Consider the following 18101-nt stretch of genomic DNA (forward strand, 5'->3'; position numbering starts at 1 on the left):
ACTTTCCCCGCATACGGCTCAAGCACTGAACTAAACTTTTGTGAGGTTTTTAAGGGCAAAATATCTTTTGATAAAATATTCATCAAAAGATTTATCATATGGGTTAGCTTCGCTTTTAATTTTGATAAACTCTTTAAGTGGAAGTGTACTTAGTTTATAAACGAATTGTTTTCCATCTGATAATACATCTGATTTGTAGTTTGGGAATGGTTTAAAATATTGTTTGTAATATTTTATAGTTTCTTTTCTTTGATGAATCCTTTTCATCCAATTAAGTGACTTTCTCCAAATATAAGTATCAATCTTATCAAATACAACTTTACTATTTACAAATCTGTAATAGTTTGCCCATCCTCTTAAAAGAGGATTGAGTTTTGTTATAAGCATTGATAAACTCGATGAATTATACTTTTTAAATATCTCTTTAATTTTAGACTTAAAAGATTTTATCCCATCTTTAGTGGGTTTAACTATCACTTTATTATTAGGATATTTCCTAAAGTTAAAGCCTAGAAAATTAAATCCATCTCTAATATGTGTAATATGCGTTTTCTCTTTTGATAGTTCTAAGCCTCTTTGATTTAAGAAAATTTCAATATCTTTTTGAAGTAATCGTAAATATTTTGGACTATGCCCTGTTATGACAAAATCATCGGCGTATCTTATAAAATTTAGACGATTAGTATGACGATATAAGATAACTCCATCTTTCATCTTTTGAAATCTAGCTTTATGCCTTTTCACAACTTCTTCAATTCCATCTAAAACCATATTAGCTAGTATTGGAGATATAATTCCACCTTGTGGTGTTCCACTATCTGTTGGAAATAAGGTATCATCTTTAATAAATCCAGATTTTAGCCATTGTTTTAAAAGTCGATTAACAAGTGGAATATTGTCATAAATCCATTGATGGCTTATGTTGTCAAAGCATCCTTTTATATCTGCTTCTAATATCCATTCTCCACCATTTCTTTTAGAAGTACAAATCCAAACTTGCTTCATAGCATCTTGAGTGCTTCGTTTTGGACGAAATCCATAGGAGTTTTTATCTGCAACAACTTCAGCAATAGGTTCAAGAGCTAATTTATATAAAGCTTGAAGGCTTCTATCAAACATAGTAGGAATTCCTAAAGGTCTTAATTTACCATTTTTCTTGGGAATTTCAATACGTTTTAGTGGCATAGATTTGTAATCGGGCAGTTTTATTTTAAGTTCATCAACACATTTACACTTTTTTATACTAGTATCAAGAAGTTTTCCATCAACACCAGCTGTTTTTTTACCTTTATTTTCACTCACTCTTTTTACTGCTAATATTCTAGCATTCAAAGATTTTACAAGTAGAGATTGGAGTTTCTTTACCATTCTTGTTCTACCTGTTAGTTTAGCTTTTACAATTCGATTTTGTAATATCTTTACTGATTGCTCTACAACATCAAAGTCAACGGCTAACCAGTTTATGTGGGTGATATCTTTTTTACAAGACTCTATCACTTTATACCTTTCTATTTTAAAAATTTATTACTACAAATGTCATTGACATCAGCACCAATAAGAAGTCTGCTATCTTTCAATATGAGGCAAAGTTTGAACCCCTATGTCATATATTACATACAACCATTCGCTTTCTCTTATCTCCTATACCCACTAAATTATCGCTTCTCATTACTGAAAAGTTTGTTATAATAAAAGTGAAAATAAATTTATCATAACAACTCATTGGGCTTACCAAGTTCCACTTAGTTTGTTTAGCTTCGGACTTAGGTTTCATCTATACTCCGAAGGTTTAATTGTCTGTGTATGATGGTTAACCAACATCATATCCTCAACCTTATACTTTTTAGTTACAGTGTATCAATGCACTTTCACTGTCTTGCTTTGACGGAGCGTCAAACAATGATTCAATTTCTTAACCATATCCAATTTCCCAACCTATAAATTCTATTGCATTTAGAATTTATCCAATCATTTCTTTGTTGCTTAGCACACCATCGTTACCAACAATGCACCAACAAATAGGGAGAAAACAACAGAATATTTTATCGGTGCCACCCGACATCAAACTAAGCGACTTCTTGTCGCACGGCTACATTTACATAAAGGTACTAAAAGCGACACACGTCTTAAAGATTACTTAATCTAAAGTATCAAAGGTTTTAAAATAGCCCTATAAATCTATTAATTCTCGTTGAAATATAAACTTAGCCTCTTATAATTCTAAAAGTGCTACCATTACGAAATCTAAACAAAGATAGATTTTTATAATAAATAGGGTACTTCTGCATAAAGGTACGAAAAGTTCCAAGTTGCTTAAATATGGAGTATGGCCCTACAAAGGTATTTTTTTACTAACAATATTTAAACTAAGCTTAATATATTTTTTCTCAAAAAAGAAAAATACCAAAATAGATTGGATAAAGTTATTCAAATCAAGTTTTTGTAAAATTCATTAATAATTCGTTAAATAAATTTTGATATAATTGCACTTGAACTTACGAAAGGAATTTATGAAAAAAAATATCGTTTTATCTATTGTTTTTTTTTCTATCTTATTTTCTTCTGTACACTCGTTTGCTTTTGAGTTTTTCAATGATGAAAAAAACTGTGTTATAACTTCCAAACAGTGTGCAACAGAGTTTAATACATCTTCAGTAGATATTGAAGTTTGTGAAAAGCATCATAAGTGCCACCACTCTTATGTCCTTAACCAAAATGATTATATTTCAAAATTTGAATTTAGAAATATCAATGAAACTTTAAAAGCAACAAGCTATATCTTTCAATTCTCCACATTTCTACTCAAACCACCTATTATTTAATTTACTTTCATTCATTCTATCTCTATATTTATAGAGCAAACTTATACTAAGGAAAGTAAATGATAAAAAATAGATTAATTTCTATGTTTATCTTGTTTTCTTGCAGTAGTGGAGTACTTTTTGCAGATGATTTTAATCAATTTTTAAATAAAGCAATTGAAACAAGTCCTTATTTGCAATCTTCAGCTATTGGAGTTGAACAAGCTAAACAAGAAAGTTATAAACAATTACGATATGAAAACCCCACTTTAAGTGGAGAGTTTTTAAAATATAAACCCAATGATGGTTCTAATGATAGTGGTTATAATATTAGCCTTACCCAACCATTTAGATTATGGGGCGTATCAGGTGATAAAGAGCGTTTTTCACAAGCAATTGTAAAAGGTGCTAACAGTGAATATATGTTAAATACATCCGATTTTATTCGAAATATCTCTTTATATTTTACTGTTTATGCACAAGAAAAAATGCTTCTTGACTTAATGCTAGGTGCGACGAACATTGCAAAGACCATTTATGATATTTCTCAAGAACGTCATGCTGTTGGTTCAATTTCACGAGCAGATATGCTTCAAGCCAAAGCTATATTTTTGGAACAACAAACACAATATGATAGTTTAAATATATCTTCGATTGAAAGCTATTATGAGTTATTGAAACTTGCAGGTATCAAAGAAAAAATTGAGATAAACACGAATCATACTTTTGAAGTTAAGAAATCAGATATCTCTGAAAACCCTGAGTTAAACCTTCTGATTCATAAAAAAGATATTGCACAAGCTGAAGCTGAATTAACTTCCAATATTCTTGAAACAGTTGATGTGACTGCTTCATACAGTAAAGAACCTGACCAAATTGTCAATGGTGTTGCTCTAAGTTTTCCTTTTCCTCTTTTTAATACAAAGTATGAAGAAAAAAGAATAGCACAATTAGAAGCAAAAAAAATGAATTTTTTAATTGAGAATGAAAAAAACTCCATACAGACAGAACACACTAAACTTTTAATACAAAGAGAGTTACTGGAAAAGTTAAAATTAAAAAATGAGAATGTATTAAAATTAAAAATAGAAGTTCTTGAAATGTTTTTAAAAAAATATAAAGTTTCTCAAACAACCCTAATGGAGCTTTTAAATATAAAAAACCAAGTGATTCAAACAAAAGAGAATCTTATTAAAATCAATATTGCATTAAATCAAAATGCAATTAACATAAATTACATCCAAGGAGATATCAATGCACAAAATCTTATTAATTAGTTTATCTTTTATTATTGGACTTTATGCGATTGAAATACCCATAGAAAAAGTTCAAATTCATGAATTTGGGAAATCAATTGAATTAAATTCAAAAATTGTTCAGCTCTCTTCGGCAAAACAATCCATCATGACTTTGTTGGATGGTCAAATTACAGAGTACTATGTTAAAGAAGGAGAAACAGTTAACAAAGGTCAAAAAATAGCTTTGATTGAATCAATTGAACTGTCAAAAATGAGTGCTGAATATCTCTCTTTAAAAAATCAATATTTGAGTATGAATAAAACGTATGAAGCCAACAAACAGCTTTATGATAAAGGTATCATATCTTTAGAAGCATTAAATCGTATCAATATTGAAAACAATGAAATGTTAGCCAAACTTGAGACCTTAACATCACAGTTAGAGACCTTAGGAATAGAAACAAAAAATATAAGTAATACTACATCAAAATATATTTTAAGAGCACACAATGCAGGACGTATTGGAACATTGTTAAAAGGAAAACATGCAACTGTTTCAAAAGACACAGAAATAGCTACGGTTGTTAAAGAACAAGCTTTTTATCTTAAATCTTATATTCCTTTATCCTATGCAAATGATTTAAAAGTGGGACAAAAAATTACTATTACACATAATAACAAAACCTTTGCCACTTATATAGATAAAATCTTGCCTGAATTGGATGAAACCACTCAAAGAATTATTGTGTTATCAAGTATAAATGAACCTATTGATGGATTATTTATCAATTCATATATTAACTCTACTTTATATATCAATACTGATAAAAAATATTTGGCAGTTAAAAAAACCGCACTGACTTTTTTAAATAATGAATGGGTTGTTTTTGTACCAAAACAGGAAGCTCATGAAGAGAAAGCAAAAAGCAGTAAAGAACACAATGATGAGCATGATAAAGAAGATAAGCATGAAGATAAAGATGGGCATAAAGATGAACATAATGATGAACATAATGATGAACATAAAAAAGAGGGTGATTCTCATGAAGAAGAACCTCAATATGAAGCAAGAGATGTAAAAATTGTTAATCAAGATGACTCTTATGTTGCCATTGAAGGTTTAAATATTAATGAAGAGTATGTCAGTGATAAAACATATTATGTGAAGTCATTGGTATTAAAATCATCAATGGGTGACGGACATGGGCACTAGGGGATATTATGTTAGATAAACTTATTGACCTATCTTTAAAATACAGACTTTTAGTCATTGTTCTTTTTATATCCATTTGTGCATTGGGATTTAGAGCCTATAAAAATATCCCTGTTGATGCATTTCCTGATATTACTCCTAAGCAAGTAGTGATTTATACAGAAAGCCCAGGGAATTCTGCAGAAGATATTGAAAAGTTAATTACTTATCCGATTGAATCAGCAATGTCTGGTATGGCAGGCGTTGAAATGATAACGTCCAATTCTATATTTGGATTATCGTATGTCTCTATATTTTTTGAAGATGATATGGATATAAACTTTCTAAGACAACTTGTAAGTGAGCGATTAAATACAGTTGACATTCCAAATGGTTGGGGAAAACCTACACTTGGACCCAATACAACAGGTTTAGGACAAGTATTTTGGTATGAGATAAAAGATAAAAACAATCAATACTCTTTGCAAGAGTTAAGAGAAATGCAAGAGTATATTGTAAGTCCTTTGTTTAAAAGTGTAAAAGGTGTTGAAGAAGTCATTGGATGGGGAGGAAAAGAAAAACAATATGATGTCTTAATTGATACTAAAAAGCTACAAAGCTTAAATATTACTTATGATGATGTCGTTCAAGCACTACAACGAAGTAATATAGCAGCAGGTGGACAATATTTAGAGTTTAATAAAGAACAGTATCTTATTCGAGGTGCTGGTTTATATAAAAATATTGATGATATAAAAAATAGTGTGATTAAATCACAAAATGGACAAGCAATCGTTATTCAAGATGTTGCAAAAGTACAAATAGGTTCGATGCCAAGATTTGGAGCCATCTCTATTGATGGAAAAGAAGCTGTTATTGGAATGGTATTACAAAGAACAGAAACAAATGCGGCAAAAGTAGTTGAATTATTAAAAGAAAAAATTTTAACAGTTAACTCAACATTGCCAGATGGTGTAGAAATAAACCCAATTTATGACCGTTCAGAAATCACATTAAAAGCAGTGAATACTATGACATCTGCATTAACTTCAGGAGTTGTTTTAGTTGCAATTGTACTGTTTTTATTCTTATTTGAACTTCGTTCCGCATTTATTGTTATATTATCATTACCTGTATCTTTACTTATTGCCTTTTTACTTATGGAGTATTTTGGATTAAGTGCAAACTTGATGAGTCTAAGTGGTTTAGCAATTGCAGTTGGTATGATTGTTGATGGTACCATTGTAATTGTTGAAAATACTTTTAGAAAACTTCATGATGAAAAAGATAAGAGTAAATTTGAAATTGTCGCAGAATCCACAAAAGAAGTAGCTACTCCTGTAACATTTGCTATTTTAGTTATTGCAGCAGTATTTATACCATTGTTAAGTTTAGGTGGTTTAGCAGGAAAACTCTACAGTCCTATGGCGATTAATATTGTATTTGTTATGTTGGGTTCATTAGCTGTTGCTTTAATCTTAGTTCCTGTATTAACTTACTTATTGCTAAAACCAGCAAAGAGTTCTGATAACTCAATTATGAAAAAGATTAAACATGGATACAGTCCAATATTGGTTTTTGCTTTAAATAATGCAAAAAAGCTTTTTATAGGTATATCTGCTTTGTTTTTTATCTGCGTAGCATTATTGTCTTTTCAAGGACGAGAGTTTATGCCAACTTTAAATGAAGAATCAATCATGTACAGAGTAGTAGCAATTCCTGGAACAAGTCTTAGTCAATCAGTTGAAATGGCACAAGAAGTTGAGAAGTATATCTTAAAAGAGTATCCCAAAGAGGTTCTTTCTGTTTTATCAATGATGGGAAGAAGTGAAAAAGGTGAAACTGCTCAACCAAACTATATGGAAGTCTTATTAACGCTTAGTAATGATATTGAAGATTTAGAACAATTGACAAATGAACTTAATGAAAAACTTGAGAAAAAGTTTGAATATGTACAATTTGTTCCTACACAACCTATTGCTATGAGAGTTGAAGAGTTATTAGCAGGTGTTAAAGCTGAATTAGCCATAAAAGTATTTGGAAATGACCAAAAAGTACTTAATGATATTGCCACAAAAATACAGCAAAACATTAGTGATATTGATGGTGCAAAACAATTGAGTCTTGAATCACAATTGGGACAATCTCAAATTAAAATTGAACCTGATTATTTGGCACTTGCTCGATATGGAATTAATGTTGATGAAGTAATGAGTGTGATTCGAAATGGTATAGGAGAAGAAGAAGTTACAGAAAAAATTGAAGGTGTAAAACGATTTGGTATTGTCGCAAAAATAGAAAATGCTAAAAAGGATATTCAAAGTATTAAAGAATTAACCTTGCGTTCTTCTTCAGGAGCTGTTGTAACATTAGAACAAATCAGTAAAATATCGATTGTTCAAGGTCCCTCATTTATTAAAAGAGAGAATTTAAATCGTTATATGGTACTTTCTATAGAAGTTGATGGAAGAGATATTGCATCATTTGTTAAAGAAGCAAATGAGATAATACAAGAAAAAGTGGATATGCCAACGGGTTATTTTATAGAATGGGCAGGTGATTTTAAAAATATGCAGGAAGCTACGCAAAAGCTTATGATACTAGTACCTTTATCAGTATTTCTTGTAATATTGCTATTATATACTGCCTTTAATTCATTAAAAAAAGCCTTATTGATTTTATTGAATGTTCCATTTGGTTTAATTGGTGCTATTTTAGCGTTGGTAGCAAGTGGTGTATATTTATCGGTATCTGCTATTGTAGGATTTATTGCAATTTTTGCTATTGCTATACTCAATGGAATCGTACTTGTTAGTTTTATCGATGAATTAAGAGAAAAATTTCCCCATGTGGATTTAAAAACTCTTCTAAAAGATGCAACACTATTGCGACTCAGACCTGTTTTAATGACAGCATTTACAACACTTTTTGGTATTTTACCTTTGTTGTTTGCTACAGGAGTAGGAAGTGAAATACAATATCCCTTATCCGTCGTTGTAATTGGAGGAATAATAAGTTCAACACTATTAACCCTTCTGATTTTACCTTCAACATATTATTTGTTTTATAAAAACGATCATCATGGAGAAGAAAAAGTCACAGTTAGCTTAAAAGCTCAATAATATAATTTAAATCAAACAAAAGGAAAAAAATGAAAAATTTACTCAGAATATTACTTGTATCAGGAATTTTATTAAGTGGGACTACTTCTTTAAATGCAAAAGAGATATATTTATCACATCAAACTACTAAAGACTATAGAGTTTTAGTAAAAGTGTACGATGAATTAAAATTAGGAGATAATGAATTTAACGTTAAAATTCTTTATAAAACTAAATCTTTAGATGGAGTAAATGTAAATTTAAAAGTATATAAACCAAATGGTGAAGTAGTTGAGTATAATAGTAATAAAGTAAATGATAAAAAAAACTATTCATTTAATGTTACGCTTTCAGAAAAGGGTGAATATGGATACGTTATCACATATAATATAATGACAGGAGGAGTTACTCGAACTTCAAAAGGTTCTTTTGCATTTAATTAACGAAAAATAAGTAAGATAAGAGATATTTAACATCTCTTATCTTTTACTTTAAAGGAAAAATATCAATGACAACAGTAAAACTTCAAAATCTTGATTGTGCAAATTGTGCGGGAAAAATCGAAAAAAGATTAAATGAACTCGATGAACTTAGTAATGTAAAATTAAATTTTGCTACTTCGACTTTGAGTTTTGAACAAAAAAGTGAAAAAAATTTATTAGACAAAATTGAAAATGAGATTCAAAAAATCGAGAAACAAGTCCTAATTATAAAAGATGAAACAAAAAAACAGAGAACTTTTTGGGAACTTCTTAATAAAAAACTTTTATTAATTACAATTATTTCTATTATTTTAACATTTATATCTTACAACTATGTAAGCAATAAAAACCTTCAACTCATTTTATATGTAACTGCTTATTTGTTAGTTGGTCGGGATGTAATATTTCAAGCTATTAAAAATATAAAAAATGGAAAAGTATTTGATGAACATTTTTTAATGAGCATTGCAACTATTGGAGCCTTTGCATTGGGTGAATATGTTGAGGGGATTGCTGTTATGCTATTTTATCAAATAGGAGAGATGTTCCAAGCAGTTGCTGTTAATAATTCAAGAGATAATATTAATGCACTTATAGATATTAAACCTGAATTTGCAAATGTTAAAGAGGGTGAAAATATTATTCAAAAAACACCTGAAAATGTAAAAATTGGCGATACTATTTTAGTTAAAGTAGGAGAAAAAGTACCTGTAGATGGGATACTTCTTTCAAAAAAATGTTCTTTTGATACAAGTACAATTACAGGTGAATTTAAACCTAAAACCATCAATGAAAATGAAGAACTTATCAGTGGTTATATCAATATATCAAATGCTTCATATATAAAAGTAAAATCCCTTTATAAAGACTCAACTATTGCTAAAATTGTAGAACTCATTGAAAATGCAGCTTCAAAAAAAGCATCTGCTGAGAAATTTATCTCGAAGTTCGCTGCTGTTTATACACCCATTGTAGTTATTCTTGCTGTTTTATTAAGTACACTTCCCCCATTATTTATCCAAGGAGCAGTGTTTACAGATTGGATAGAAAGAGGATTAATTTTTTTAGTAATTTCTTGCCCTTGTGCTTTAGTGGTTTCTGTTCCATTATCTTTTTTTAGTGCCATTGGTGCTATATCTAAAAGAGGTGTATTGGTAAAAGGTGCAAACTATGTAGAAAAACTAACAGAAATAAGAAATATTGTATTTGATAAAACAGGTACACTTACCCATGGAGTATTTGAAGTCACAGATATTAAGAGCAAACTATTACCAGAAGATGAACTTTTAAAACTTGCAGCCTATTCAGAGAGTTTTTCAACGCATCCTATTGCACTGTCTATTGTAAAGGCTTATGGTAAAGAAATTGACTTAAAACATATAATAACTCATGAAGAGTTTGGTGGCATGGGAATAAAAGCAATTGTAGATAACAAAGAAGTTTTAATAGGAAATACAAAACTTCTTACAAAATTTAATATACAATATGATGATGTAAAAGAGAATTTAAGTGCAATCTTAATCGCCATTGATAATGTATTTGCAGGTTATATTGTAGTAGATGATATTATCAAAACTGAAGCAAAAAGCGTCATTAGTGAACTCAAAAAACTCAATATCAATAAAACGTATATGTTAACAGGAGATAAAAAGGAAGTTGCTTTAAATGTAGCTACTGTATTGGGCATAGATGAAGTAAAATATGAACTTTTACCTCAAGAAAAATTGACTTATTTTGAGAAGATAAAAAAACAGACGAATCAACCTACGGCTTTTGTAGGTGATGGAATAAATGATGCTCCAACTTTAGCAAACGCAGATCTTGGAATTGCTATGGGTGGAATTGGTAGTGATTTAGCTGTAAAATCTGCTGATATTATTCTTTTAAATGATAATATACAATCTATTGTTGATGCTATAAAAATTGCTAAAAAAACTAAAACAATTGTTTATCAAAATATTGTTTTTATTATGATAGTTAAAATTGGTTTTCTTGTTCTTGGTGCAGGAGCAATCATTGGTATGAAAGAAGCGATTTTTGCAGATGTTGGTGTAGCTTTACTTGCTATTTTTAATTCTATGAGAATTCTAAATACTATAAAAGAAAAATAAAATAAATGATAGGTAATTTAGGGATATTCTTTTTAGCAGCTTTTTTTGAAATATTTGGCTGTTTTGCTTTTTGGTTGTATTTTAGACTTGGAAAAACTCCTTGGTGGATAGTGTTAGGGGTTATTTCTTTAATTCTTTTTGCTTATGTTTTAACCAAAATTGATGTGGAAAATGCAGGAAGAATTTATGCTATATATGGTGGGATTTATATAATAGCTTCTTTAATTTGGCTTGTTTTAGTTGAAAGAGAGAGTTTTAATAGATGGGATATTATAGGTGCAAGTTTAGCAATGATTGGAGCATTTATTATATTTATTGGAAATAAAGCAAACTAATTGGGAATGTCAAGATAAATTTTGATAGGAGTACACTAAGCTCCTTCATTTTTGAATGTATTACATTATAAAAGTTTTAATTTCTGCTATTTTAATTGTGGGTATATCAGAACTTTCAAAAAGAAGTTCATTCGTTGGAGCTATCTTAGCATCTATACCTTTTGTATCCGTGTTGGCTTTTATTTGGATATATGTTGATACAAAAAATGTAGAAACTATCTCAAAACTTTCATATTCAATTTTTTGGTTAGTTATTCCCTCTTTAGTATTATTTGTTATTTTGCCTATTTTTCTCAAATATTTTAACTTCTATATCTCATTATTGGGTTCAATATTTATTACAATTATTAGTTATTATATAATGATTTCTTTACTTCAAAAATTTAATATTAGTTTGTGATTCGCAAAATAAAAATATAAATAGCAGAGAAAAAGAAATTTTATTTTTTTTATGTTGCAGGAATCCACCTATAAAGGGTAGCAAGAGATACACCTAAATCTTTTGCTACATCTTTTGGAAGAGCACCTGATTCTAAAAGTTTTTTTGCACTTGCAAGTTTACTATCTGTCATAGTTCTTTTTCTTCCACCAACACGTCCTAGTTTTTTAGCAGATTCAAGCCCAGCTTTTGTTCTTTCAACAATTAATTCTCTTTCCATTTGGGCTAAACTTGCCATTACATGAAAAAAGAATCTTCCACTTGGTGTTGATGTATCTATAGAATCAGTTAAGCTTTTAAAATGTATATTTTTAGAATTAAGTTCGCTAACAAGTTCAATTAAACTTTTTACACTTCTTCCTAATCTATCAAGTTTCCATACAACTAAAGTATCATTTTCTCTTAGCATTTCAAGAGCTTTTAAAAGACCTGGACGATTATCTTTTGTGCCACTTAGTTCATCTTCATAAATTCTTTCACATCCAGCTTTTTCTAAAGCATCTTTTTGTAAAGAAAGATTTTGATCAGTTGTTGAAACTCTTGCATATCCTATAAGCATTAGATTATCCTATTGAAAATTTTTACAAAGAGCTTGTATAACTAAATCATATTCTTCTTGGGTTAATTTAGCTATTTTTTCTTTGATCTTAAATTTATTTAATGTTGTAATTTGATTGATTAAAACATCTGAATCTTCTTTTAGATTATCTCTTTTTTCTATTCTTAATCTATATGGAAACATATCATCAAGAGTATTAGATGATAATGGTAAGATAATAACTGTATCTAAAATAGAATTTTCATCATCTTTTGAAATAATTAATGCTTTTGTATTTTGTTCTGTAATAACTATATCTTTACAATTAAATTCATTTTTCAACTACATATCCTTCATAATAGTAAGATTGTTCTATTCCTTTGAATATTACTTCTCTATCATCTACTTTATCTGTAAGATTAGCACTTAATAAAAATCTTAATTCTAAATCATTAATAGGGCTTCGCTCCATTGATTGTAAATATAATTCTTTATCTATAAATTGCCAATTAACAACCTTTTTTAGATTTTTCTTTAACATCATATCAAGCCAAATACGCATGGTTCTTCCATTACCTTCCATAAATGGATGAGCAATATTCATTTCAACATATTTTGCTATTATCTCTTCAAAAGTATTTTCATTCATAGTTTCTATTTTGTCCAAAATCTCTTTTAAATATAAAGAGTTAGCAAATCTAAAATTACCTTTTGAAATATTAAGAGTTCTAATTTCTCCAGCAAAATCATATAATCCATCAAATAAAAATTTGTGAATTTGTTGTAAGCCCTTTAATGTTCCAACTTCAAAGTTATCTATCTCTTTACTATCAAAAAGAAGATATGCTTTTTCAATACTTAATTTATCAATATTTTTCATGAGTTGTTTTCACTCTCTTTTTCAAAATCTTCATGTTGTTTTAATTTTTTAAGTTTAGCTAATTTTTCATCACGATCAATTTTATCAATCAAAGGTTTAATTTGTTTTTCATATTTAGAAGAAATGAAATATCCTAATGTAATATTTTTTCTTTTATCAACAATTTGAGCAATATCCATACTTTTTATTAATGAAGGTTTATTTTGAATATCTGTAATACCATAGATTAACATTTAGTAATCCTTTATATATAATTATTATATATAGATTATATCTTATAGATAGTTATAAACTAACTAAAATATAAAGAATAATAAATAAACTTTCTTAAAACTCATATAAATTATAACAAATTAAGAATTAGTTTTGAGAATAGTTTTTGAGAATTTAAAAGTATGATTTTATGGAATTTAGTAATTTGCTTTTTTTCATTCTTAAAAACCACCGTTTATAAGAAAAGTTTTTTATGATAAAAATGAGATATTGGATTTTTTATTTAGGATTTAAATATTTTTTTAAGTTTGTTGATAAAATTAGTTGATATTTAAGATGGCTATAGTTTTTTATACCAATGTATAAATGTAGTCTATAACCAGTTTAAAAAGTTAAAAAATTACCACTACTATAAATTAGACAAACCGATGGACAATTTTCTCTGTCTTTCATTAATTTTTCTTTCATTCTTTTATCAGTGCCAGATGGTCCACCTCCAAGAGGATGACTATGCCATGTACCTATATATGTTAATAAGCCATTTGTTTTAATTTCATAAGATTCTATTTTATCTTTAAGACCAATTGTACCTAATTCAAAATAACTTGAACTTCTTTTACTGTCTTCTGGAGCATCTATAAAATCTACAATTGTAAAAGTTCTATTAACTAATGATATATGGCCAATTAAAATTCCTCCTGTTTCATTTGGAAGATGTTTTTTTGATTCTTCTTTAATCATATCAATTACTCTTGATGAAACTCTTACTTGCATATTATAAGTATCTTCTTTTAATATAACTGGAGGAAATACTTCTAAATTTTGCCAAGATATATTTATATTATTTTGAATCTGGCCTATATTAAGCTCTCCAAAATCTTTTGAACCAAACTCTAATCTATTTTGAATAATATTTGCCATTGAAGCAGCTTGAAGAGATATAGTTGCATCAGATACAATTGTTGTTAATGAACCACATCCTTGTCCAATAGCTTCATATTTTACATTATTAGTTCTAATCAATTTAGATAGTTCATCATTGAAAAAACATAGATAATAAAATTCAACCATTATATCATCAACTCTAACACCTCTATTTTTAGCTTCAATAAATACTAAACCTATAGTTCCTAATTGATGAAGTACAGTATAAATTACTTCACTTTTGATATTGTCATTAATTAAAAAGTTTCTAACAGATATATCTGCTGTTGAATCAATTAAAATCTGATTCTCGTGAAGAGCTTGTTCTAAATCTTTTATATCTTTATCTGAATATTTTATATTTTTTAATCCCATTTCCTTTAAAGAATTATGTAATAGTAAACTCTTTTTGCCATATATAAAATTTGCATTACTTAATCCATGACGAGCATAATTATGGGCACTAAAGAATCCTTTATCTATTAAATTAATATTATCAGTAAGTCCAGTTCTTGCTAAATGTAAAATAATTTTTGAACCTAAACTACCACAACCTATTTGGGTAATTACCATATCTTTATTTGTTGTTTTTTTGCTAAGACCTGAAAATTTTGAAAATAATTCTTTTGAAGGAGATTCCTTACTTGATAAAGTATATACTTTTGTTCCATGCTGAATCTTTTTCCCATTTCTTGTTTTTTCAAGTGTTTTTACATTTATTGCAAAATTCATAATTTCATAATCTAAATTAGTTCCTATTATTTTTGCAGGTCGTCGAACAAATAATGATACAAACACATATGAAATATTTTCTAATAATTTATAATTTTTTGTTAAATCTTCATCTAAGTTTGTAATATGAATTTTTTTACAAAAATCTACTAAATCACGATATGTACTTATATTATTAGGATAATATCTATCAGCAATTTGTTCACTCATAAAAGGAATTAGATATGAAATATTAACATTATTAACTTTTTGTAATTCATCATTTTTTCTTACATAAAAATAGTTATTCTTTTCATCTATAATCCAATAAGTTACTGTACTAGTTTCTATTCCATTAGCTAATACTTTTTCAACAAAACTAATTGGAAATTCAATATCCCCATCAGAATTATCACTTCTCATAGGTTCCCATCCTTGTGACTTATCGAATAATCTATTAGTAACTGTTTTGTCTAACCAAAATGCCATTTGGTCAAGTATTTCATCAAAAAATTTTGGTTGCTGTAATAGTTCAGATAGATTCCCTTCATAAATACAAGGATTAACTACTTTACTATTTGGATTAATATGTTCAAAATATCTTGGAAAATCTTTTCTTAATGTAATAAAAGGTTCTTTACTAGGAAATTTTTCACAGAATTCAAATTTAACATCCTCTTCTCGTCTAACCCCTAACTCTGTTTCATTATCTACTATTGCACTTGGGAAATTTAATTTAAAAGTAGCTGTAAATGAAGCTTTTATGTTTGCTTCATCCACTTTTATCTTAGTTACTTTACTTATGTGATGTGATTGTTCAGTATATTTATGAGCTAGTTCAATAAAATTAAAATTAACCATGCCCACGTGCTTCCCCCACTGATATTGCAGAAGCAGTAGTTATTTTAGCTTTTGTGGTTTTTACTATCTCTTTATGTCCAAATCCAGTTAGTTCAAATTCAATTGGTTCGCTTCCTTTTTTATAACCTAAAGTATAAAAAAAGTTTGATTCTCCAACAATGTTTTCATATTCTTTTTTTGCTTCTTTGTGAGGAGGCGTATCTTTACCAAATTCTCTACAACTAGCAATTATTTTAGCTCCAGATTTAGCTTGAGAAAGTAATTCTAATGCATTTTCAGATATTTCACAAGAACCATCACTTAGTTTATTAAACATTGAATATTTAGAACAATGATGTGGTGCAAGTAAGATATCATACTTAAATTTTGATAGATGATATATATTATACATATATTGTAAAACATCTGCTCCTGCATCACCTGTTAACAATATTTGGTTTATATAACTATCTTGCTCAATATTTAATTGTAAAATTACACTCCCTCTATTTTTTCTTTTATATAAATCATCAATTTCATCTTTTTGTTGTTCAATTGGTCCTAATATATTAATATCAATTTTTGAACTTAAATTTCTATTATTTAAAAAATGTATAGAATCTCCAATTTCATATACAATATTTTCAACATGATCTGTTTTATCATCATCAGATTTTCCTAAAATGATAATTCTATTACCTTCTTCTTGTATTGCATCATATTTCTTGTGAAGTTCATATCTTCTTCTCATTTCTGTATTAAATACTTTTGCATTCGATTGTAAAGTATGAAAAATATTTGCTTTTTTAAAGAAACGTGATGATCCCCAAATCTCTTTAATATAAATTTTTTCACACTTATCTGAAATATCTTTTATATCTCCCGTATAAAAATAATTCTCAAAACCTCTAATGTGGTCATCATCATGATGTGATAAAATAAATACATCAACAAAATGTCTACCTTTCGAATCTGTTTTTAAATTATCTTTTAAATATTGTAAAACATCGTATGTTTTATCATTAGGATCAGTTGCTTTTTCTCTAATATACATATCGTATAAAATCGTTGTTTCATTTACATCATTTAATTTAATAAATGTCATATTACCATTGTCAACTGGTAAAAATGCAATTTTTGTATAACTCATAGATTAATTCCTTTCTAATGTTATATAATCATCAAATAGCATACGGGCATACTCGTCTGCAAACTTTTTAATAATAGATACATGAAACAGCAAGATAAGAATAAATACTAAACTTATGCCAAATAAAGTATATTCAATAATTCCATATTGCGAGTAATAAATACAATAAATATTACATAATAATGTAATAGGTAAAGCAATAAATAATCCTCCAATAAAATTCCTTGCTTGTCCATAATCTATATTTCTTTTCAAAGTTAAAGTACCATCTTTAACTTTTCTACGGATTGAACCAACTAAACTATTAATTTCTTTAAGCTCTTCTTCTGCATTTAATTGATCTAAATGTGAAAGTTCCAATTTAAAATCTGACTCTAAATGTTGAAAAATCTTTGCTTTAATAGCACTTGAAAGTTCATTTGAATCTTTCGTTAAATATAACGTTGTTGGAAATCTATTCCCATTTTCAAAAATACGATTTTCAACAAAATGTTTTCCAATGTATCTAATCACTTTAAAGAAAAAAATCCACGAAACTATTCCTGCAGTTATTGTTATACCATCAAATTCATAATTAACTTTTCCCATCGTTTCTATTAATTTATTAGTATCAATTCTTAAAACTTCAATTACAAAAACTATTGGTATCATTAGAAAAATAGCAGGCATGTATATTGCATTAATATTATATTTATCCATAAAAAGGCTATCCTTATTTTTTTTAGCAACTCCAATATTAGAGTGCTACAAATTATACAAACTTTAGTCTATATATGTCAAGATATTAGAAAATAATTTTATAAAATCTATTTATACATCCCAGATAATAATAAAATTGGTATTTATTTAAATGTTCAAATTAATAGTCAGTACCTAAAAATATAATATATAAATCTTTATAAAAAGTATTATTTTGTTGTAAATTATTTTAGCCGAAAGTTGTCACATTAAGGTCACACTTCAATATATAATAAAATATTATAGTGTTCTTTAAAATGACTTATTATGGAACATATGATTTTACAAAAATTGATAAGAAAGTAAATGCAATGATAAGTTAAAACATAACTCTATATTTCAACGAGGATTGATTTTTTAATTAAAAGTTGTATCAATATAAGGAAAAACTATTTCTAGGCTATTTTA

At 27.8% G+C, this 18101-nt stretch carries 16 protein-coding genes; 8 read left to right on the top strand and 8 right to left on the bottom strand.

Annotation, left to right across the window (positions count from 1 at the left end; translation table 11 throughout):
- Positions 1-30: 30 nt before the first annotated feature.
- Complete coding sequence (gene ltrA, locus B0174_RS07850) at positions 31-1497, bottom strand: group II intron reverse transcriptase/maturase (protein WP_165790402.1); 1467 nt, start codon at positions 1495-1497, stop codon at positions 31-33.
- Between the two features lie 1013 nt (positions 1498-2510).
- Here ltrA and B0174_RS12185 point away from each other — a divergent pair.
- The 8 genes from B0174_RS12185 to B0174_RS07890 all read left to right on the top strand — a co-directional run bounded on the left by B0174_RS12185 (position 2511) and on the right by B0174_RS07890 (position 11660).
- Positions 2511-2822: a hypothetical protein gene (locus B0174_RS12185; RefSeq protein ID WP_108559406.1), complete on the top strand. Its 312-nt coding sequence runs from the start codon at positions 2511-2513 to the stop codon at positions 2820-2822.
- Positions 2823-2881: 59 nt separating this feature from the next.
- The gene (locus B0174_RS07860) at positions 2882-4078 is read left to right on the top strand and encodes a TolC family protein (RefSeq protein ID WP_108559409.1); all 1197 of its coding nucleotides are present in this window, start codon (positions 2882-2884) and stop codon (positions 4076-4078) included.
- Positions 4056-5252: an efflux RND transporter periplasmic adaptor subunit gene (locus tag B0174_RS07865; RefSeq protein ID WP_108559412.1), complete on the top strand. Its 1197-nt coding sequence runs from the start codon at positions 4056-4058 to the stop codon at positions 5250-5252. Before B0174_RS07860 ends, B0174_RS07865 begins: the two co-directional genes overlap by 23 nt.
- A gap of 8 nt (positions 5253-5260) precedes the next feature.
- A complete protein-coding gene (locus B0174_RS07870) occupies positions 5261-8353 on the top strand; it encodes an efflux RND transporter permease subunit (protein WP_081560602.1) in 3093 nt (1030 codons plus the stop codon).
- Positions 8354-8382: 29 nt separating this feature from the next.
- The gene (locus B0174_RS07875; protein WP_108559414.1) at positions 8383-8775 is read left to right on the top strand and encodes a FixH family protein; all 393 of its coding nucleotides are present in this window, start codon (positions 8383-8385) and stop codon (positions 8773-8775) included.
- A 65-nt stretch (positions 8776-8840) separates the two neighbouring features.
- On the top strand, positions 8841-10925 hold the full coding sequence (locus B0174_RS07880) for a heavy metal translocating P-type ATPase (RefSeq protein ID WP_108559416.1): 2085 nt from the start codon (positions 8841-8843) through the stop codon (positions 10923-10925).
- Between the two features lie 5 nt (positions 10926-10930).
- The gene (locus tag B0174_RS07885; RefSeq protein ID WP_081560599.1) at positions 10931-11260 is read left to right on the top strand and encodes a YnfA family protein; all 330 of its coding nucleotides are present in this window, start codon (positions 10931-10933) and stop codon (positions 11258-11260) included.
- 55 nt (positions 11261-11315) lie between these two features.
- The gene (locus B0174_RS07890) at positions 11316-11660 is read left to right on the top strand and encodes a DUF3147 family protein (protein WP_108559418.1); all 345 of its coding nucleotides are present in this window, start codon (positions 11316-11318) and stop codon (positions 11658-11660) included.
- A gap of 49 nt (positions 11661-11709) precedes the next feature.
- Here the strand turns inward: B0174_RS07890 and B0174_RS07895 are convergent, their stop codons facing one another.
- From B0174_RS07895 to B0174_RS07925, 7 genes are all read right to left on the bottom strand, one after another.
- On the bottom strand, positions 11710-12258 hold the full coding sequence (locus B0174_RS07895; RefSeq protein ID WP_108559421.1) for a recombinase family protein: 549 nt from the start codon (positions 12256-12258) through the stop codon (positions 11710-11712).
- A 9-nt stretch (positions 12259-12267) separates the two neighbouring features.
- Positions 12268-12579: a type II toxin-antitoxin system PemK/MazF family toxin gene (locus tag B0174_RS07900; protein ID WP_108559424.1), complete on the bottom strand. Its 312-nt coding sequence runs from the start codon at positions 12577-12579 to the stop codon at positions 12268-12270.
- Positions 12569-13117 carry a protein adenylyltransferase Fic gene (gene fic / locus B0174_RS07905; protein ID WP_105925594.1) on the bottom strand — a complete coding sequence of 183 codons (549 nt, stop codon included), beginning with the start codon at positions 13115-13117 and terminating at the stop codon, positions 12569-12571. Before fic ends, B0174_RS07900 begins: the two co-directional genes overlap by 11 nt.
- Positions 13114-13350: a hypothetical protein gene (locus B0174_RS07910; RefSeq protein ID WP_105925596.1), complete on the bottom strand. Its 237-nt coding sequence runs from the start codon at positions 13348-13350 to the stop codon at positions 13114-13116. The genes fic and B0174_RS07910 overlap by 4 nt, the downstream gene beginning before the upstream one ends.
- 364 nt (positions 13351-13714) lie before the next feature.
- Entirely contained in the window at positions 13715-15826 is a 2112-nt protein-coding gene (locus B0174_RS07915) for a Mov34/MPN/PAD-1 family protein (protein WP_108559426.1), read from the bottom strand.
- A complete protein-coding gene (locus B0174_RS07920) occupies positions 15819-16955 on the bottom strand; it encodes a ComEC/Rec2 family competence protein (RefSeq protein WP_108559428.1) in 1137 nt (378 codons plus the stop codon). Before B0174_RS07920 ends, B0174_RS07915 begins: the two co-directional genes overlap by 8 nt.
- A gap of 3 nt (positions 16956-16958) precedes the next feature.
- Positions 16959-17654, bottom strand: coding sequence for a hypothetical protein (locus B0174_RS07925; RefSeq protein WP_108559430.1), 696 nt, complete (start codon positions 17652-17654; stop codon positions 16959-16961).
- Between the last annotated feature and the right edge of the window lie 447 nt (positions 17655-18101).

It is taken from the genome of Arcobacter caeni, from assembly GCF_003063245.1.
GTDB classification, from domain to species: domain Bacteria; phylum Campylobacterota; class Campylobacteria; order Campylobacterales; family Arcobacteraceae; genus Aliarcobacter; species Aliarcobacter caeni.